General features: G+C 69.8%; 18 protein-coding genes. 15 read left to right on the top strand and 3 right to left on the bottom strand.

Translation table 11 applies throughout. The features are described 5' to 3' along the window. Positions 1-99: 99 nt before the first annotated feature. Positions 100-978, top strand: a complete 879-nt coding sequence (locus KIT25_13795; GenBank protein UYN93140.1) for a hypothetical protein — start codon at positions 100-102, stop codon at positions 976-978. 38 nt (positions 979-1,016) lie between these two features. Here KIT25_13795 and KIT25_13790 read toward each other — a convergent pair whose 3' ends face one another. Beyond that, on the bottom strand, positions 1,017-1,229 hold the full coding sequence (locus KIT25_13790) for a hypothetical protein (protein ID UYN93139.1): 213 nt from the start codon (positions 1,227-1,229) through the stop codon (positions 1,017-1,019). A 137-nt stretch (positions 1,230-1,366) separates the two neighbouring features. Here KIT25_13790 and KIT25_13785 point away from each other — a divergent pair, with 137 nt between their 5' ends. From KIT25_13785 to KIT25_13745, 9 genes are all read left to right on the top strand, one after another. After that, the gene (locus KIT25_13785) at positions 1,367-1,639 is read left to right on the top strand and encodes a hypothetical protein (protein UYN93138.1); all 273 of its coding nucleotides are present in this window, start codon (positions 1,367-1,369) and stop codon (positions 1,637-1,639) included. A gap of 346 nt (positions 1,640-1,985) precedes the next feature. Beyond that, positions 1,986-3,218: a 3-methyl-2-oxobutanoate dehydrogenase (2-methylpropanoyl-transferring) subunit alpha gene (locus KIT25_13780; protein UYN93137.1), complete on the top strand. Its 1,233-nt coding sequence runs from the start codon at positions 1,986-1,988 to the stop codon at positions 3,216-3,218. A 3-nt stretch (positions 3,219-3,221) separates the two neighbouring features. Further along, positions 3,222-4,235 carry an alpha-ketoacid dehydrogenase subunit beta gene (locus KIT25_13775; GenBank protein ID UYN93136.1) on the top strand — a complete coding sequence of 338 codons (1,014 nt, stop codon included), beginning with the start codon at positions 3,222-3,224 and terminating at the stop codon, positions 4,233-4,235. Position 4,236: 1 nt separating this feature from the next. After that, positions 4,237-5,523, top strand: a complete 1,287-nt coding sequence (locus KIT25_13770) for a 2-oxo acid dehydrogenase subunit E2 (GenBank protein ID UYN93135.1) — start codon at positions 4,237-4,239, stop codon at positions 5,521-5,523. A 1-nt stretch (position 5,524) separates the two neighbouring features. Beyond that, positions 5,525-6,931 carry a dihydrolipoyl dehydrogenase gene (gene lpdA / locus KIT25_13765; protein ID UYN93134.1) on the top strand — a complete coding sequence of 469 codons (1,407 nt, stop codon included), beginning with the start codon at positions 5,525-5,527 and terminating at the stop codon, positions 6,929-6,931. Positions 6,932-7,018: 87 nt separating this feature from the next. Beyond that, positions 7,019-8,062: an amino acid ABC transporter substrate-binding protein gene (locus tag KIT25_13760; protein ID UYN93133.1), complete on the top strand. Its 1,044-nt coding sequence runs from the start codon at positions 7,019-7,021 to the stop codon at positions 8,060-8,062. 88 nt (positions 8,063-8,150) lie between these two features. Continuing rightward, positions 8,151-9,812, top strand: coding sequence for an MCE family protein (locus KIT25_13755; GenBank protein UYN93132.1), 1,662 nt, complete (start codon positions 8,151-8,153; stop codon positions 9,810-9,812). 8 nt (positions 9,813-9,820) lie between these two features. Next, entirely contained in the window at positions 9,821-10,417 is a 597-nt protein-coding gene (locus tag KIT25_13750; protein UYN93131.1) for a membrane integrity-associated transporter subunit PqiC, read from the top strand. 10 nt (positions 10,418-10,427) lie between these two features. Continuing rightward, positions 10,428-11,753 (top strand): paraquat-inducible protein A, encoded by a 1,326-nt coding sequence (locus tag KIT25_13745; GenBank protein ID UYN93130.1) that lies wholly within the window; start codon positions 10,428-10,430, stop codon positions 11,751-11,753. A gap of 17 nt (positions 11,754-11,770) precedes the next feature. On the opposite strand, the gene KIT25_13740 is transcribed toward KIT25_13745, so the two are convergent. Beyond that, positions 11,771-12,805, bottom strand: a complete 1,035-nt coding sequence (locus KIT25_13740; protein UYN93129.1) for a TIGR03617 family F420-dependent LLM class oxidoreductase — start codon at positions 12,803-12,805, stop codon at positions 11,771-11,773. Between the two features lie 93 nt (positions 12,806-12,898). Here KIT25_13740 and KIT25_13735 point away from each other — a divergent pair, with 93 nt between their 5' ends. Then, the gene (locus tag KIT25_13735) at positions 12,899-13,309 is read left to right on the top strand and encodes a hypothetical protein (protein UYN93128.1); all 411 of its coding nucleotides are present in this window, start codon (positions 12,899-12,901) and stop codon (positions 13,307-13,309) included. A gap of 349 nt (positions 13,310-13,658) precedes the next feature. Here the strand turns inward: KIT25_13735 and KIT25_13730 are convergent, their stop codons facing one another. After that, the gene (locus KIT25_13730; GenBank protein UYN93127.1) at positions 13,659-14,894 is read right to left on the bottom strand and encodes a hypothetical protein; all 1,236 of its coding nucleotides are present in this window, start codon (positions 14,892-14,894) and stop codon (positions 13,659-13,661) included. Positions 14,895-14,984: 90 nt separating this feature from the next. Here KIT25_13730 and KIT25_13725 point away from each other — a divergent pair, with 90 nt between their 5' ends. The 4 genes from KIT25_13725 to KIT25_13710 all read left to right on the top strand — a co-directional run bounded on the left by KIT25_13725 (position 14,985) and on the right by KIT25_13710 (position 18,034). Next, positions 14,985-15,521: a hemerythrin domain-containing protein gene (locus KIT25_13725; protein ID UYN93126.1), complete on the top strand. Its 537-nt coding sequence runs from the start codon at positions 14,985-14,987 to the stop codon at positions 15,519-15,521. Between the two features lie 68 nt (positions 15,522-15,589). Next, positions 15,590-16,363, top strand: coding sequence for a sulfite exporter TauE/SafE family protein (locus tag KIT25_13720; protein ID UYN93125.1), 774 nt, complete (start codon positions 15,590-15,592; stop codon positions 16,361-16,363). Positions 16,364-16,385: 22 nt separating this feature from the next. Beyond that, positions 16,386-17,642, top strand: coding sequence for an MFS transporter (locus KIT25_13715; protein ID UYN93124.1), 1,257 nt, complete (start codon positions 16,386-16,388; stop codon positions 17,640-17,642). A 2-nt stretch (positions 17,643-17,644) separates the two neighbouring features. Then, positions 17,645-18,034, top strand: coding sequence for a VOC family protein (locus tag KIT25_13710; protein UYN93123.1), 390 nt, complete (start codon positions 17,645-17,647; stop codon positions 18,032-18,034). Positions 18,035-18,046 lie beyond the last annotated feature (12 nt).

The raw sequence follows: 18,046 nt of genomic DNA, 5'->3' as shown, positions 1-18,046 counted from the left end.
TCGATGAGCGCTTTTAGGCTAGCGGATCTTTCAGCCATGCTGAGCCCTCGGATCGGTGCATTCTTGTGCTCCGCGAGCTTTGAACCCCGGTGCTTGTCAGTGGCGCGTCATTTGCCGACCGACAAACTGAGATCTGCATTAGTCTTCCATCATGAGGACGTCCCGCTGCCGGGATTGGACCATGTAAAAACTCTCTTGAATATCCTTGGACCAAAGGGGCAACCGCTCGCTATCAGGCGCAACGATCCAGCCTACACCGCCGATCAATTAGCCAAAGGATTGGAAGACTCTCACGGGGACGTTCTCGTTGATATCACCAGTTTTACGCATGAAGCCTTACTTATCTTGATGAGGGTGTTGAAGGAGCGACTGGGTCAACACCAGAAGGCTTACGTTGCCTACAATCCTGCGAAGAGCTACGGAGACGTTGCCTCAGGCGAGACGCCGTGGCTGAGCAGGGGACTTAAGGCCATTCGTTCGGTGCTTGGCTACCCAGGTAACGTGGTCCCAGGGCGTCCCTTACATTTGTTGGTGATGGCAGGATACGAGCCAGACAGAGCGGCGCGTATTATAGATGCATATCAGCCTCGTGTGCTGTCGCTCGGAAATGGCGCCGAGGACAGTTCGGTTGACGAGCGAATGCACGAGTTGAACAAGTTCTTTGTCGGTGGTTTGAAGGCATCGCAGCCATCATTCCAGGAATTTACATTCTCTTGTCTCAATCCTGAACTCGCCTGCAATGCCTTGGTCGATGCAATCTCAAAGCAAAAGCGCCACAACGTGGTTGTCGCGCCAATGAATACGAAGCTCTCGACAATTGGCGCGGCGCTTGCGGCTCTACGTGATCCAACTATCCAATTATGCTACTCAGTCCCAGAATACTACAACGTGTCTAACTACTCTCTTCCAAGTGATCGTTGCTTCTTGGAGGAATTGGCATTTGAGCGCTCCGTGGCGGACAAGTCCGGCTTCGGCTAAGTGGGTTGCGCCTGCGAAGGACTGCGCCTGTGCAGGCCTCACCGTCGCGCCCGCGCCGTCCTGACCTCCGGATTGTCGTTCTCACCCGCCCGCGCGCAGCCGCGCACGAGGGGCGCGCAGACCCCCTCGCGGCCGGCGACGTCGTCGTTGTCGCCGGTGGTGTTGACCTCGACCACCCGGCGGTCGACCAGGCGCATGACGGCCTGGCAACAGGAGCCGCTCGCGCCCAGCCTGAAGCCGCCGCCGACCACCGGAAGATCGAGCTGCAGGCCGCCCCTGTTTTCGTTCCTGATCTCGTACTGGAAGATCTCGGTGCGCTCGTCGGTCCGCCAGAGCGGGTTCCGTGACTCACCTTGACATGGATGTCCGACACAATACGTCTCGACATATGACTGAAAGGACCACCGTCCGCTTGCCGCCCGATCTTCTGTGGCGCGCCAAGCGCAAGGCCGCCGCCGAGGGCCGCACGCTGACGGCGCTGATCGTCGAGGGCTTGCGCCTCGTCACGGCCGAGCGCAGCCGTGGTGCGGGGCAGCCGAGGCGGGTCATGCCGCGGGTGAGCAAGGCGAGGGGCGGGATCCTGCCGGGCATCGATCTTGCCGACAATCTCGCCGCGCCGCGATCAGGGCGGGTGGTTCACCGCCCCCGGAATTCGCGTTGAGAATCAAGGCGTGACTCGCGACCGGTGAACCGGATTTCCGAGTTGCCATCGCCCGCGCGTAGGATGCGCGGCAATGATCGCGACGATTTCCACTCTCCGCCCGGGCGACGGCGTTACCGCGTGCGTTGGCAACATCTCGAGGGGCGCTCCGTCAGACACCGTCAGATCGGTGCGGTCGGCACAACGTCTTGTGGCGAGGAGGCACGTCGCTCGGGCCGCGTGGTTGCGAAGGCGAAGTGCCGGCCGCAGGTCCGTTTGTTCGATGCGGCGCGCCTCGTCCGTGCGCCGCTAGAATCCCGGTCGATTCGCGTTATCCTCGCGACCGCCGACTGAAAGGGAGCCCGCCATGTCCGGACCGACGCCTCTCAGCTTCCACGTCCCGGGCCCGGCGGTGCGGCCTGGCGGCGCGCCCGATTTCAGCGACGTGCCGATCTCGCGGGCGGGCGAGGTGCGGCGGCCGGAAGTCGACGCGGCGCCCGAGGATATCCGCGACCTCGCCTTCTCGATCATCCGCGTGCTCAACCGCGACAGCGAGGCGGTCGGGCCGTGGGCCGGGCTGCTGAGCGACGCCGAGCTGCTCGAGGGGCTGCGCCACATGATGACCCTGCGCACCTTCGACGCGCGCATGCAGATGGCCCAGCGCCAGGGCAAGACGTCGTTCTACATGCAGCATCTCGGCGAGGAGGCGGTGAGCTGCGCCTTCCGCAAGGCGCTCGCGCCCGGCGACATGAACTTCCCGACCTACCGCCAGGCCGGGCTGCTGATCGCCGGCGGCTATCCGATGCTCGACATGATGTGCCAGATCTATTCCAACGAGCTCGATCCGCTGAAGGGCCGCCAGCTGCCGGTGCTCTATTCGTCGCGCGAGCACGGCTTCTTCACCGTGTCGGGCAACCTCGCCACCCAGTACATCCAGGCGGTCGGCTGGGCGATGGCGTCAGCCATGAAGGGCGACACCAAGATCGCCGCCGGCTGGATCGGCGACGGCTCGACGGCGGAATCCGACTTCCACGCCGGCCTGGTCTTCGCCTCGACCTACAAGGCGCCTGTGGTGCTCAACATCGTCAACAACCAGTGGGCGATCTCGACCTTCCAGGGCATCGCGCGCGGCGGCTCGGGCACCTTCGCCGCGCGCGGCCTGGGCTTCGGCATCCCGGCGCTGCGCGTCGACGGCAACGACTATCTCGCCGTCCACGCCGTGGCGCGCTGGGCGGTCGGGCGGGCGCGGCGCAATCTCGGCCCGACCCTGATCGAGCACGTGACCTACCGGGTCGGCGCCCATTCGACCTCCGACGATCCCTCGGTCTACCGGCCCAAGGCGGAGTCCGACGCCTGGCCCCTCGGCGACCCGGTGCTGCGGCTCAGGAACCACCTGATCCGCCGCGGCGCCTGGTCGGAGGAGCGCCACCGGCAGGCCGAGGCCGAGATCCTGTCGACCGTCATCGCCGTGCAGAAGGAGGCGGAGGGCCACGGCACGCTGCACTCGGGGCCGCATCCCTCGGCGCGCGACATGTTCGAGGGCGTCTACGAGACGATGCCGCCGCACCTGCGGCGCCAGCGCCAGCAGGGCGGAGTCTGAGCGATGGCGCGCAAGACCATGGTCGAGGCGATCCGCGACGCCATGGACGTCTGCATGCAGCGCGACGACAACGTCGTCGTGTTCGGCGAGGACGTCGGCTATTTCGGCGGCGTGTTCCGCTGCACCCAGGGGCTGCAGCAGAAATACGGCGAGAGCCGCTGCTTCGACGCGCCGATCAACGAATCGGGCATCGTCGGCGCGGCCGTCGGCATGGCGGCCTACGGTCTCAGGCCCTGCATCGAGATCCAGTTCGCCGACTACATGTATCCGGCCTACGACCAGATCGTGTCGGAGGCGGCGCGGCTGCGCTACCGCTCGAACGGCCAGTTCACCGCGGCCATGGTGGTGCGCATGCCGACCGGCGGCGGCATCTTCGGCGGCCAGACCCACAGCCAGAGCCCGGAGGCGCTGTTCACCCACGTCTCCGGCCTCAAGACCGTGGTGCCCTGCAATCCCTACGACGCCAAGGGCCTGCTGATCGCCGCCATCGAGGACAACGACCCGGTGATCTTCCTCGAGCCCAAGCGGCTCTACAACGGGCCGTTCGACGGCCAGCACGACAAGCCGGTCACGCCGTGGGCGCGCCATGCGCTGGGCGAGGTGCCGGACGGCCACTACACCGTGCCGCTCGGCAAGGCCGCGATCCGCCGCGCCGGCGCCGCCGTGACGGTGCTGGCCTACGGCACCATGGTGTTCGTCGCCGAGACGGCGGCCGAGCAGGCCGGCGTCGATGCCGAGATCGTCGATCTGCGCAGCCTGGTGCCGTACGACCTCGAGACGATCGCCGCCTCGGTCGCCAAGACCGGACGCTGCGTGGTGGTGCACGAGGCGACCCTGACCTCGGGCTTCGGCGCCGAGCTGAGCGCGCTGGTGCAGGAGAACTGCTTCTATCACCTGGAGGCGCCGGTGATGCGCGTCGCCGGCTGGGACACGCCCTATCCGCATGCGCAGGAATGGGACTACTTCCCCGGGCCGGCCCGGGTCGCGCGCGCCCTCAAAGCCGTCATGGAGGCCTGAGATGGGACTCCGCATCGTCAAGCTGCCCGATGTCGGCGAGGGCGTCGCCGAGGCCGAGCTGGTGGAATGGCACGTCGCGGTCGGGCAATCGGTGCTCGAGGACCAGATCCTCGCGGCGGTGATGACCGACAAGGCCACGGTCGAGATCCCGTCGCCGGTCGCCGGCACCGTCGTGGCGCTGGGCGCCGAGGTCGGCGGCGTGCTGGCGGTCGGCGCCGAGCTGGTGCGCCTGGAGGTCGCGGGCGAGAGCAGCGGCGAGGTCGCCGCGACGCCGCGCGAGGCGGCCGCGCCGGCGCCGAAGGCAGAGAAGCCGGCGGCGCCCGCGGTTCCGGCGACACCGGCAGCGACGACGCGCCTGCCCTCAACGGCCCTGCCCACGACGGGCGCACCGATCGGGCCGCCGCGGCCGGCGGGCGAGAAGCCGATCGCCTCGCCGGCGGTGCGGCGGCGGGCGCGCGATGCGGGCGTCGATCTGCGCCAGGTGCGCGGCACCGGCCCGGCCGGCCGCATCGGCCACGACGATCTCGACGCCTTCCTGCGCGGCGCGTCGGCGGCGGTGTCGTCGCGGGCGCGGGTGGCCAACACCGCGGTCGAGACGGTCAAGATCGTCGGCCTGCGCCGGCGCATCGCCCGGAAGATGGCCGAGTCCAAGCGGCGGGTCGCGCACTTCTCCTATGTCGAGGAGGTCGACGTCACCGCGCTCGAGGAGCTGCGCGCGCGTCTCAACGCGGCGAACCGGCCCGATCGCGCGCGGCTGACCCTGATCCCGTTCCTGATGCAGGCACTGGTCCGGGCGGTCGCGGATTTCCCCGAGATGAACGCGCTCTACGACGACGAGGCGGAGACGCTCGAGCGGCACGCCGGCGTCCATATCGGCATCGCCACCCAGACGCCCGCCGGCCTCATGGTCCCCGTCGTGCGGCACTGCGAGGCGCGCGGGCTGTGGGATTGCGCCGCCGAGGTGCTGCGCCTGGCCGAGGCCGCGCGCGAGGGCAAGGCGAGCCGCGACGAGCTCACGGGATCGACCATCACCATCACCAGCCTGGGGCCGCTCGGCGGCATCGTCACGACGCCCGTCGTCAACCGGCCCGAGGTCGCCATCATCGGCGTCAACCGCCACGCCGTCCGGCCGGTCTGGCAGGAAGGCCGGTTCGTGCCGCGCACCATGATGAACCTGTCGTCCTCGTTCGACCACCGCGTCATCGACGGCTACGTCGCGGCGCGCTTCGTGCAGCGCCTCAAGGCGTTGCTCGAGTCGCCGGCAACGATCTTCATCGAGGAGGCGTGAGATGGCGGAGATCGCGGCCAGGGTGCTGGTGCTGGGCGGCGGGCCCGGCGGCTACGTCACGGCCATCCGCGCAGCCCAGCTCGGCCTCGACGTGGTGCTGGTCGAGCGCGGCGGACGCGACGGCGGGCTGGGCGGAACCTGCCTCAATGTCGGCTGCATCCCGTCGAAGGCGATCATCCACGCCGCCGATGCCTACGCGCGCGCGCTCGAGCATGCTGGCGATGCGCCGTTCGGCCTCCGGGTCGGCGCGCCGACGATGGAGTTCGCGCGCACCGTCGAGTGGAAGGACGGCATCGTCGGCCGCCTCACCGGCGGCGTCGGCGCCCTGCTGAAGCGGCACAAGGTCAAGATCGTGCAGGGCAACGGCGAGATGCTCGACGGCAAGACCTGCCGGGTCGAGACCGATACCGGCCCGCAGACCGTCCGCGCCGGGCACGTCGTGCTGGCGACCGGCTCGATGCCGGCCAGCCTGCCGGCGCTGCCGTTCGGCGGGCGCGTCATGTCGTCGACCGAGGCGCTGTCGCTTCAGGAGGTGCCCGGGCGCCTGGTCGTGATCGGCGCCGGCTATATCGGCCTCGAGCTCGGCACGGCGTTCGCCAAGCTCGGTTCGAAGGTCACGGTGATCGAGGCCGAGGAGCGTATCCTGCCGGCCTACGACGCCGAGCTCTCGCGCCCGGTGCTGCGCCGCCTGCAGGCGCTCGGCGTCGAGGTGCTGACGCAGGCGCGGGCCAGCGGCCTGTCGGATGCCGGCGACGCCGTGCTGGTCGCCCGGGAGGGTGCCGCGACGCGCAGTGTGCCGGCGGACCGCGTCCTCGTCGCCACCGGCCGGCGGGCGCGCACGGCGGGCTTCGGCCTCGAGCGGCTCGACCTCACGATGAACGGCGGATTCGTGGCGATCGACGAGCGTTGCGCCACGTCGATGCTCGATGTCTGGGCGGTCGGCGACCTCACCGGCGAGCCGATGCTGGCCCATCGGGCGATGGCGCAGGGGGTGGCGGTCGCCGAACAGATCGCCGGCCATCGCCGCGTGTTCGATGCTGCGACGATCCCGGCGGTGTGCTTCACCGATCCCGAGATCGTCACCGTCGGCCAGTCGCCCGACGAGGCGCGCGCGACCGGTCGCGAGATCCGCACCGCGCAGTTTCCCTTCCAGGCGAACGGCCGCGCCCTGACACTCGGCGCGGAGGAGGGGTTCGTGCGGGTCACCGCGCGTTCCGACAACCATCTCATCCTCGGCATCGCCGCCGTCGGCGCCGGCGTGTCCGAGCTCGCCGCGGCCTTCGGGCTGGCGCTCGAGATGGGCGCCCGGCTGGAAGACATCGCCGGCACCATCCATGCCCATCCGACCCTGGGCGAGGCGTTCCACGAGGCGAGCCTGCGCACGCTGGGCGAGGCGCTCCACATCTAAGCCCCGGTCCGGCGGCGAAAGCGCTGGCTGGGGCGCGGGTGACCTTGCGTCCCGGGTCTGGAAGAATGCGGGCAGGGGGGAACGACCATGACACGGCACACTCGTCTCTTTGTCCTCGCGGCGGCGCTGGCGTGGATCGCCGGCCTGCTGCCGCCCGCGGCCGCGCCCGCCCTTGCGGCGAGCCCGACGCTCGACACGGTGCGCAAGCGCGGCGAGCTGGTGTGCGGGGTCAACGGCCTGCTGCCGGGGTTCTCGGCGCCCAACGCGGCCGGGAAGTGGGAGGGCTTCGACGTCGACTATTGCCGCGCCGTCGCGGCGGGCGTACTGGGCGACGCCAACAAGGTGCGCTACGTGGCGCTCAACGCCGACAAGCGCTTCGACGCGCTGGTCGCCGGCGAGATCGACGTGCTGATCCGCAACTCGACCTACACGCTGCAGCGCTCGACCGGCAGCAGGATGCGCTTTGCCGCCGTCAACTTCCACGACGGCCAGGCCTTCGTCATTCCAAAGGGTCGCCGCATGGATCGCGCGCGCCAGCTCGCCGGCCAGAAGATCTGCGTCACCGGCGCCACCACGCACGAGGCCAACCTCGCGGCCTGGGCCAGGCTCGAGGGCATTGCGGTGGAGACCGTGGTTCTGCCCGACCAGAGCGCGATGTACGAGGCGTTCTACGACGGCAAGTGCGCCGCCATCACGCAGGACATGACGGCGATGGCCTCGACCATCGTGCGGGCCGGTCGCGGCACGCTGTTCCAGATGCTGCCCGACATCATCTCCGACGAGCCGCTGGGACCCTACGTGCGCTCGGGCGACGACGGCTGGCTCGACGTCGTGCGGTGGACGCACTACGCGCTGGTCAAGGCGGAGGAGCTCGGCATCCGTTCCGCCAACGTCGAGCAGCACCGCCAGCAGGACGGCAGGCTGCAGGCGCGGCGGCTGCTCGGCGCCGAACCCGGCAGCGGCCGCGCACTCGGGCTGGACGATGCCTGGGCGTTCAACGCCATCAGGCAGGTCGGCAACTACGACGAGATCTATGCCCGCAATGTCGGCCCCGGCTCGCCGCTGCGCTTCAGCCGCGGCCTCAACTCGCTCACCAAGGAATGCGGCCGCATGTTCGCACCACCGATGTAAGCCCCCTTCCGGCGCCATGCGCCGGAAGGGAGGCCGGTGGCACGCCGGGCCGTAACATGGGATATCTCCCCTAGAGAACACAGTATTCATGTCCCCGTCCGAACCGATACCCGTGCCGATCGCCGGCGTGCGCCAGCGGCGGCGCATTCCGCTGGTCTGGCTGGTGCCGGCCGTCACCCTGCTGATCGCGCTGTGGCTCGCCTGGGATACCTATTCCAAGCGCGGCCCGACCATCACCGTCGCCTTCGAGCAGGCCGACGGGCTGCAGGCCGGCCAGTCGCAGCTCAAGTTCAAGGACGTCACCATGGGCACGGTGAAGTCGATCGCCGTGGCGCCCGACTTCAGCAAGGTGCTGGTGCGCATCGAGACGACGCGCGAGGCCGAGCCGCTGCTCACCGACAAGACGATCTTCTGGGTGGTCAAGCCGCAGCTCTTCGCCGGCAGCGTCTCGGGCCTCGACACGCTGCTGTCGGGCTCCTACGTCGGCATGATGCCGAGCACCGAGCCCGGCAAGTCGCAGCGCGAGTTCGTCGGCAAGGCCGACCCGCCGATTCTCAAGACCTCGACGCCGGGCACGGTGTTCATCCTCGAGAGTCGCAAGCTGCGCTCGATCGGCCTCGGCGCGCCGGTGTTCTATCGCGGCATCGACGTCGGCACGGTGCTGGGCTGGGATCTCGGCGACGACAAGGCCCGCCACGTCGCCATCCATGCCTTCGTGCGCGCGCCGTTCGATTCGTTCGTGCATGTCGACACCATGTTCTGGAACGCCTCGGGCATGTCGGTGAAGATGGGCGCCAACGGCCTCGACGTGCGCATGGAATCGGTCAAGGCGCTGCTGCTGGGCGGCATCGCCTTCGAGATCAAGCCGCGCACCACGGCGCCGGCCGCCAAGGCGGGCCACCGCTTCGCGCTGCATTCGAGCGAGGAGGCGGCGCGCACCGCCGGCTACAGTTTCCATCTGCACCTGCGCTCGGAGTTCGCGGGCTCGGTGGCCGGCCTCGAGATCGGCTCGGACGTCACCCTGCACGGCCTCAAGGTCGGCGAGGTCACCGATGTCGGGCTGAAGTTCGACGCCGTGGCCGGCCGCATCGTGGCGCCGGTCAGCTACCGCATCGACGCCGACCGCATCGGCGGCGTCTCCGCCGCCCAGGGCATCACGCCCGGCACGATCGCCGCCGAGATGGTGAAGCGCGGCTTTCGCGCCACCCTGCAGGCGCAGAGCCTGATCAGCGGCCAGAAGGTGGTGGCGATCGAGAAGATCGCCGATGCGCCGCCGGCCGTGCTGTCGCAGGACGGCGACGTCTTCGTCATGCCGTCGTCGGAAGGCGGCGGCTTCGACAGCATCACGCGCTCGGCCAACGAGCTGCTGTCGAAGATCAACCGCATCGATTTCGAGGCCATCGGCAACAGCGTGGCGAGCCTCGCCAAGGGCCTCGACCAGACGGTCAACGGGCCCGAGATCAAGTCCATCCTGGCCGACGCCGCGGACACCATGCGCAAGCTCGACGAGGGCGCCACGCCGGCGCTGGCGCGGCTGCCCGAGATCTCGCTGCAGCTCCAGCAGGCGCTGACCCAGATCAACCGGCTGGCGGCGTCGCTCAACACCGGATACGGCGCCGAGTCCAAGCTCAACCGCGACGTCGAGAACCTGCTGCGCCAGCTCACCGACACGGTGCGCTCGGTGCGTGCCCTGTCGGATCTTCTCACCCGTCACCCCGAGGCCCTGATCAAGGGCCGTGGCAAGGACTGAACCGGACCATGATTGCCGCCGCATTCCGTCGTCGCTCGCTGCTCGCCCTTCCTCTGGCCGCGCCGCTGGCTCTTCCGCTGGCGGGGGCCGGCTGCGGCTCGTCGACCGACCCCTCGCTCTACACGCTCTCGGTGAAGCCGGGGCCGGCCCTGACCGGCGGGCCGAAGGTCGTGCTGCTGCGCGAGATCGGCCTGGCGAGCTATCTCGACCGCCGCGAGATCGTGCGCTCGGCCGACGACAACAAGCTCGCCATCGCGCGCAACGACTGGTGGGGCGAGCCGCTCGGCAGCCTGCTGGCGCGCGTGCTGGTGGTCGGGCTGTCGCAGCGCCTGCCGCAGTCCAACATCTACAACGAGGGCGGCGCCATCGCCGGCGATCCCAATGCGGTACTGGCCGTCAACATCCAGAGGCTCGACGTCAGCGGCAGCACGCTCGAGCTGCTCGCCCAGGCGGCGATCGAGTTCAACCGGCCGAGGCGCTCGGCGGCCCGGACCTTCGCCATCTCCCGCCCGGTGACGGCGGCGACCGTCGCCGCCCAGGTCGCGGCGACCGGCGAGGCGGTGGCCGAACTGACCGACGGGCTGGCGGCGCTGCTGAAATCCTGACCGCGTTGCCGTGACGCGCCCCGAGCTCCGCGAATGCACCGGCTGCGGCCTGTTCCAGGTCGTGCCCGAGCTCGGCCCCGACATGCGCTCCGACTGCCTGCGCTGCGGCACCGGCCTGCGCCGCACGCGGCGCGATCCGCTGCCGCGCAGCCTCGCGCTGACGATCGCCGCGCTGGTGCTGCTGGTGGTGACGTGGACGACCATGCTGATGCGGGTCTCCACCGCCGGCATCGTGCACGAGGCGGACATGGCCGCGGGGCCGCTCGAGCTCGTCCACCACGGCCTGTGGCCGCTCGCGCTGGTCGTCGCTTTCACCACCGCGCTGGCGCCGCTCGCCCAGTATCTCTGCACGCTCTACGTCCTGCTTGGCCTGCGCGCCCGCAAGCCGTTCCCGCATCTCGGCCGGGTCTTCCTGTTCGCCCGCCGCATGGCGCTGTGGGCGATGCTCGACGTGCTGCTGCTCGGCGTGTTCGTCGCCTACACCAAGCTCGGCGACCTCGTGCAGGTCGAGGTCGGCGTCGCCGTCGCCGCGCTCGGCCTGCTGACGGTGGTCGGGCTGTGGGCCAACACCGCGCTCGAGCCCGACGCGGTGTGGGACGCCATCGAGGCGCGCGGCCAGACCCACGGCGCCGCCATCGGCACGCCGCTGCCGGCCGAGCGGCCGCTCGAGTTCCATCCCGGCATGGCGTCGTGCGAGGCCTGCGGCCTGGTCGGCCGGCACGACACGACATGCCTGCGCTGCGGCTCGACCGTGCATGCGCGCAAGCCCAACAGCCTGCATCGCACATGGGCGCTGATCGCCGCCGCCGCGATCCTCTACATCCCGGCCAACGCCTATCCGGTGCTGACGGTGATCCAGGCCGGGGCGGGGGCGCCCAGCACCATCATCGACGGCATCGAGGAACTGGTCGCCTCGCGGATGTACCCGCTGGCGATCCTGGTGTTCGTCGCCAGCGTGCTGGTGCCGGTGCTGAAGCTGATGGGGCTGGCGCTGATGCTGATGGCGATCGTGCTGGTCACCACGGCGGCCGGCGCCAGCCGCCTGCTGATCGAGCGCACCAGGCTCTATCACGTCGTCGCCTGGATCGGCCGCTGGTCGATGGTCGACATCTTCATGGAGTCGCTGCTGGGCGCGCTGGTGCAGTTCGGCAGCGTGGTCAGCATCGCGCCCGGCACCGGCGCCGTCGCCTTCTGCGGCGTCGTCATCCTCACCATCCTCGCCGCCGAGACCTTCGACCCGCGCGTCATGTGGGACGCCGCCCAGCGCAACGCCCATCGCCCGTACGAGCTGCTGGGTGCGCAGCGGCGGGCCGCCAAACCTCCGTCGTCGGCGTAGACGTCGACGAAGGGGCGTCAGGATGCCTTCCGCACCGCCCTTGCCACTTCGCCCCATCGTCCCAGCGTGCGGGCGTCGATCTCGCGCCAGTGCGAGGCGAGGTAGATCACCAGCCGCGAGGCGATGCCGCGGTAGCGCTCGATCATCCTGTCGGCGACGTCGTCCCAGCGCGCGACCACGGCGAACTGGTCGAGGATCTCGTCGGTGATCAGCGCCTGGGTGCGCGCCGTGTCGTTGGCGCGCAGCGCGTCGCGCAGCCGGTCGCGCAGGCCGGTGTGGCCGAGATCGTCGAACTGGAAGGCGTAGTTGGGCGTGGCGCCGTAGAAGCCGATCGTCGTCTTGGCCTCCTCGATCGGCTTGGCGCGCTCCTCCGGCGTGTCGCCGGCGGCGACGATCACCGGCACGATCAGGTCGATCTCCTTCGGGTCGCGCCCGGCGCGCCTCGCGCCCTCGGCGACGCCGGGCAGCAGGCGGTTGTCGATGTAGTGCATGGAATGCATTGGATGGACGTGCACGCCGTCGGCGACCTCGCCGGCGACGCGGACCATGATGGGGCCGACGGCGGAGATGTCGACCTTGACGTCCTCGTGGCCGTGACGCGGCGGCGTCCATTGCTCGGGCAGCAGGTTCATCCTGTAGTAGGGGCCGTCGTGCTCGAGCGGCGCCTCGCGGCGGAACGCCTTGAGGCAGGCCTTCACCGCCAGCACATAGTCCTTCATCTGCGGCGCCGGCTTGTCGAAGGTGCCGGCATAGCGCCGCTCGATATGCGCCTTGACCTGGCTGCCGAGCCCCAGCCGGAACTGCCCGCCGGTGTTCTGCGCCAGCTCCCAGGCGATCTCGGCGGAGACCATCGGGCTGCGCGCGAACGCGATGGCGATGCCGGTCGAAAAATGCAGGGAGGGCGCGGCGAGCGAGGCGGCGGCGATGTTCATCCACGGCACCTGGTGACCCTCGGTGAACAGCATGCCGGAGAAGCCCGCCGCCTCGACGCGGCGCGCCAGGTCGGCCACGTTCTGCCATGTCGTCGCGCGCGTCATGACGTCGAATTCCATGATCTCCTCCCTTTGTCGCAGCATAGCAGCCCGACGCCAGCCGGGGGCGTTGCCTGTCCAGCGGTGGGGCATTCCCAGGACAGAGGTGAAGGCATGATCTCACGTCTCGTTTCCATGACGGCTCTGGTGGCCGGCGCGGCTCTCCTCGCCCTGCCGGCGCAGGCGCAGACCGGCACGACAGGGCAGACCACCATCGACAGGGGCGGCGCCAGCCCGTCGGGCAGCCCGGGCACGACCAACAACGCGCCGCGCACGGGCGGCACCACGATCCATCAGCAGGGCACGGCGGGCAGCGGCCAAATGGGGGGCACCGGCCAAATGGGGGGCACCGGCCAGATGGGAGGCACCGGGCAGATGGGCGGTGGCCAGATGGATCGCCAGCAGGCGGCCGGCGGGTCGTCGGGCGGCATGATGCGCGGAGGCGAAGCCGCCGAGCGGCAGATGACCGAGTGCCTGAACAGCGCCATGGCCCAGCAGCGGCCGCTGAGTTCCTGCCAGCGCTAGGCCGGCGCCAGGAAGAGCGAAGTCGACGATGGGGCCCGCCTCGGTGCGCCGCGGCGGGCTCTTTTCGTTCTGTCAGGCGAGGGGAGTGCCGACGAGCGGCAGGAACGTCAGAGCTTGCCGGCCAGCGTCACGGTCGCGGTGCCGATGCAGGCAAGCACCACCAGGGCAGCGAGGCCGAGATCGATCAGACGGTTACGCTTACGGTTCGACATGATGTCTCGATATGTACGCCTCGCGACTCTTCGCGACAACGACGCCCGCGTCGACAGGCGGTCGTGGCCCGCGGTTCGTCGTCCGGTGTGACTTTCATGCATCGCAATATGGCGGTGCCGCGGCGCAACGCGCGCGACTATGGCAACTCTGCCCTTGTTGCCGCGCCGGGAACGGCACCACGCGCGCTGGAACCCGTCTCGTCGCGCTCGCGCTTGCCGGCGACGATCGCGATCGAGGCGGTGGTGCTGCCGGCGGCGGCCGGCTCGATGCGCAGCGCGATCGCCTCCTCGATGGGCGGCGAGCCGGGCCAGACCGCGACGGCGGTGACGGTGCCGGCGGCGCCGCCGCCCGCGTCCGGCGGGTCGGCCGGATGGCCGACCTTGGCCAGTGCGTCGTGCGTGGCCTCGGCCTCGGCGCCGTCGAAGAAGAGGCGCGGCGGCTCGTCGGGATCGACGGTGATGCTGCGATCGCCCGAATCGCCTCCGGTGCCGGGGCAGATCGTGCAGGTCTTCGCCTGGTCGATGGCCGGTGGCGCCTCGCGCAGGCGGATCGAGACGTTGCCGCCGCGTCCACCCGGCTCGAGCAGCGCGGTCGAGCGCCGGCCGCCGCGGGCCGTCGCCTTGAAGCTGTGGCCGCCGGCGCCGGCAGCGAGGACGCCTGCCAGTTTGATCACGCCGCCCGCCGAACCGGTGGCGAGCAGGAGGTCGCCGCCGGCACCGCCTCCCTTGGCGGTGGCCTCGACGACGGCGGGGCCGGGGCGCGGCGCCTGGTTCTTCTTCTCGCCCTTCGGCTTCTGATCTTTCGGTCGGCCATCCTCGCCGGGAACGCCGGCGGGCGCGCCGATGGCGAGGGCCTCGCCACCCCAGCCGCCGAAGCCGGCCCTGATCTCGCCTTCGAGGATCATGACATCGCCGGCCGAGAGGCGGATCGTTCCGCCCGGTCCGCCGGCGCCCGACAGCGCCTTGACGAGGGCGTGCGCGGGGCCGAAGCCGCGCGCCTCGGCACGGCCGCCCGCGCCGCCCGCCCCCGATCGCAGCCGGGCGCTTTCCAACAGCACCAGCCGGCCGCCCGCCGAGACGTCGATGGCGCCGCCGGCCCGACCGTCGCCGGCGCGTACCGACGGAGCGACCGGCGGCGAATCGCCGTCGGCGCCGGTGGCCGTGGCGATGCGGCCGGCGATCAGGATGTCGCCTTTCGCCGTTCGCAGCTTGATCCCCGCGCCCGGCGCACTCCTGGCGTCGCAGACGATATCGCCGAGCAGCCAGATGTCGCCGCTCGCCCGCACCTCGACATCACCGTCGAGCACCCAGGTCTCGCCGGGCGGCAGGGTGAAATCCTTGCCGGTCAGGGTGCCGGAAATGCGGCGTGGCATGACGCGCAGTGTAGACGCCGCGGACGGCGCGGCAACCGGCGCGGCGGGCGGCTCGTTGGAACGCTGTCCCATCGCCTTGAAGGAACCCCCATGGCCCGCAGCAAGCAACCCGAGGATGCCATCGCCCTCCTGAAGGAGGACCATCGCAAGGTCGAGAAACTGTTCCACGCCTTCGAATCGGCGCGCGACCCCAATCGCAAGAAGCAGCTGGTCGAGCAGATCTGCCGGGAGCTGGTCGTCCATGCCACGATCGAGGAGGAGATCTTCTATCCGGCGTGCAAGGAACACGTCGAGGAGGACCTGCTCGAGGAAGGCTACGTCGAGCACGACGGCGCCAAGGTGCTGATCGCCGAGCTGATGGACGGCTCGCCGGACGACGAATTCTTCGATGCCAAGGTCTCGGTCCTGTCGGAGATGATCGGGCATCACGTCAAGGAAGAGGAGAAGCGCGGCGAGGGCCTGTTCACGCAGGCGCGCAAGGCCGGCCTCGACGTCGACGCGCTCGGCGAGCGGCTGAAGGCGCGCAAGCAGGAGTTGCTCGACGAAATCGAGCGCAGCGGCATCCCGACGCCGCAAACCCGTTCCTTCACCGGGCACAATCTCGAGGAGAGCCGGCCGGTCGCCTGACGGCGAAACGCGGCGCTTGAGTTCTTCCTCCCGCGTGACGCATGGTGCGCCGCGCGGGAGGACACGCCTTGACCTTCGACCTCTGGACATTGGCGCTCGGGCTGGCGGCAGGACTGGTCTGCGGCTTCCTGAACGTGGCGGCATCGTCGGGTTCGGCGGTGTCGCTGCCGATCCTGATGTTCCTCGGCCTCGATCCGGCGACGGCCAACGCGACCAACCGCATCCCCATCCTGATCGCTTCGCTGTCGGCGACGGCGAGCTTCCACGCCAAGAAGGCGATCCCCTGGCCGCTCGCGCTCAGGGTCGCGGCGCCGGTGACGGTCGGCTGCCTTGCCGGCGCCGGCCTCGCCGAGGTGCTGTCGGCGCGCAACATGGGCATCGCCATCACCGTCGCGGTGATGGCGGCGCTGCTGCTGCTCTTCACCAAGGTCAAGAAGGCGATCGAGCAGGCCACCGTCCGCGAGCCGCGCTTCGGCCTCCGCGAAATCGCGGTGTTCTTCGCCATCGGCGCCTGGATGGGCTTCATCGTGCTCGACGGCGCGACCTACATGCTGCTGGCCCTGACCCTCGTGGTCGGCCTCGGGCTGGTGCCGGCCAACGCCATCAAGGCCTTCGTCGCGGTGCCGGGGACACTCGTTGCCATGCTGGTCTTCGCCTCGCACGGCGACATCGACTGGGCGGTCGGCGCGGTGCTGGGGCTGGGCAGCCTGGTCGGCGGCTATCTCGGCGCGCGCCTGACCATGGCGCCGCGCGCCCAGAAATACGTGTTCGCCCTGCTGGTGCTCGTCATTTCGGGCGAGGTGGTGCACCTGACGGTGCACTATGTGCTGGGCACGCATTGAGCGGACGGCAGTGGGGGAATCGATGGAGAAGGGCAACACACGGCGGGTCATCGCAGCCGGGGCCATCGGCAACGTGCTCGAATGGTACGACTTCGCGGTCTACGGCTACTTCGCCGCCCAGATCGGCCGCGCCTTCTTTCCGCACGAGGACGAGATCGCCCAGATCCTGTCGGCATTCGGCATCTTCGCCGTCGGCTATCTCATGCGGCCGGTCGGCGGCGCGCTGGTCGGCCATATCGGCGACAAGTTCGGCCGCCGCCGCGCGCTCACTTTCTCGGTGGCGGCGATGGCGATCCCGACCTTCCTGGTCGGCGTGCTGCCCGGCCACGAGACGCTCGGCCTGCTGGCGCCGGTGGCGCTCACGTTGCTGCGCATGATCCAGGGCCTGTCGGTCGGCGGCGAGTACACCACGTCGGTCGTGTTCATGGTGGAGCATGCGCCGCCCGGCCGGCGCGGACTGATCGGCGCCATGGCCTGCTGCGGTGCCGTCGGCGGTATTCTGCTCGGCTCGGCCACCGGCGCGCTGCTCGCCGCCCTGTTCAGCGAAGCGGAGCTGCAGGCGTGGGGCTGGCGCATTCCCTTCCTGCTCGGCCTCGTCGTCGGCCTCGCCGGCTACTTCCTGCGCCGCCACATCCACGAAGCGCCGCCCAAGGCGGAGCAGCGCTCGCCGCTCAAGGAGACCTTCCGCGACCATTGGGGATTGCTGCTGCGCCTCGCCGGGCTCTCGGTCTTCAATGCCGTCGGCTTCTACCTGCTGTTCGTCTACATCGTGAGCTGGCTGCAGCTCGCCGACGGCATCGCACCGGCCCGCGCGCTCGAGATCAACACGGTGAGCATGCTGGTGCTGCTGCCGATGATGGTGGCGATGGGCGCGCTGTCCGACCGGTTCGGCCGCCGGCCGATGCTGCTGGCCGCCACCGCCATCGCCTTCGTGGGCGGACTGCCGCTGTTCTGGCTGATGCACCACGCCGATGTCGGCCTCATCCTGGCCGGCCAGTTCGGCTTCGTCGTCGCGGTCGGCATGTTCCTCGGCACCCAGCCGACCCTGATGGTCGAGGCGACGCCGCCTGCGGTGCGCTGCACCGCGATCGCCCTGGGCTACAACGTCACGCTCGGCGTGGTCGGCGGCGTCAGCCCGCTGGTCGCGACCTGGCTGGTGCATCGCACCGACGACCAACTCAGCCCGGCCTACATGGTGATGGTCGCCGCCGCGGTGTCGTTCCTGACGGTGCTGCTGGCCTTCCGGGAGACCCACAAGGCCCGGCTGGAGTCCGCCTGACCATGCGGGCGCTGGGTCACATCCGCCAGATCGACTACACCGTCGTCTTCGTTCGCGACATGACGGCGATGCGCGACTTCTACGAGAACGTGATGGAGTTCCCGCTGCTGCGCGTGCTGAGCGAGCGCTGGATCGAGTATCGCATCGGCACCACGACGCTCGCCCTGGCCGTCAGTGCGCCGCGCTTCGACGATCCGTCGCCGCCGCCCGGCGCATTGTCGGTCCAGCTCGCCTTCCGCGTGCCGCCGCCCGTGGTCGCCGAGTGTGCCGCCACGCTCGAAGCCCGGGGCGTCGCGCTGATCTCCGGGCCGACCGACCATCCGTTCGGCCATCGCACCATCTTCTTCCGCGACCCCGACGGCAACGTGCTCGAGATCTACGCCGAGATCTGAGAGCGGCGCGGG

This window comes from Enhydrobacter sp. (assembly GCA_025808875.1).
GTDB lineage: Bacteria > Pseudomonadota > Alphaproteobacteria > Reyranellales > Reyranellaceae > Reyranella.
The sequence above is the reverse complement of the archived record's forward strand: the minus strand, read 5'-3'. Positions and strand labels throughout refer to the sequence as shown.

Coding starts and splice junctions, on each gene's coding strand:
- KIT25_13750 (UYN93131.1), top strand. CDS start 9,821: ATGATTGCCGCCGCATTCCGTCGTCGCTCGCTGCTCGCCCTTCCTCTG.
- KIT25_13735 (UYN93128.1), top strand. CDS start 12,899: ATGATCTCACGTCTCGTTTCCATGACGGCTCTGGTGGCCGGCGCGGCT.
- lpdA (UYN93134.1), top strand. CDS start 5,525: ATGGCGGAGATCGCGGCCAGGGTGCTGGTGCTGGGCGGCGGGCCCGGC.
- KIT25_13715 (UYN93124.1), top strand. CDS start 16,386: ATGGAGAAGGGCAACACACGGCGGGTCATCGCAGCCGGGGCCATCGGC.
- KIT25_13730 (UYN93127.1), bottom strand. CDS start 14,894: ATGCCACGCCGCATTTCCGGCACCCTGACCGGCAAGGATTTCACCCTG.
- KIT25_13770 (UYN93135.1), top strand. CDS start 4,237: ATGGGACTCCGCATCGTCAAGCTGCCCGATGTCGGCGAGGGCGTCGCC.
- KIT25_13725 (UYN93126.1), top strand. CDS start 14,985: ATGGCCCGCAGCAAGCAACCCGAGGATGCCATCGCCCTCCTGAAGGAG.
- KIT25_13755 (UYN93132.1), top strand. CDS start 8,151: ATGTCCCCGTCCGAACCGATACCCGTGCCGATCGCCGGCGTGCGCCAG.
- KIT25_13740 (UYN93129.1), bottom strand. CDS start 12,805: ATGGAATTCGACGTCATGACGCGCGCGACGACATGGCAGAACGTGGCC.
- KIT25_13710 (UYN93123.1), top strand. CDS start 17,645: ATGCGGGCGCTGGGTCACATCCGCCAGATCGACTACACCGTCGTCTTC.
- KIT25_13760 (UYN93133.1), top strand. CDS start 7,019: ATGACACGGCACACTCGTCTCTTTGTCCTCGCGGCGGCGCTGGCGTGG.
- KIT25_13775 (UYN93136.1), top strand. CDS start 3,222: ATGGCGCGCAAGACCATGGTCGAGGCGATCCGCGACGCCATGGACGTC.
- KIT25_13785 (UYN93138.1), top strand. CDS start 1,367: ATGACTGAAAGGACCACCGTCCGCTTGCCGCCCGATCTTCTGTGGCGC.
- KIT25_13780 (UYN93137.1), top strand. CDS start 1,986: ATGTCCGGACCGACGCCTCTCAGCTTCCACGTCCCGGGCCCGGCGGTG.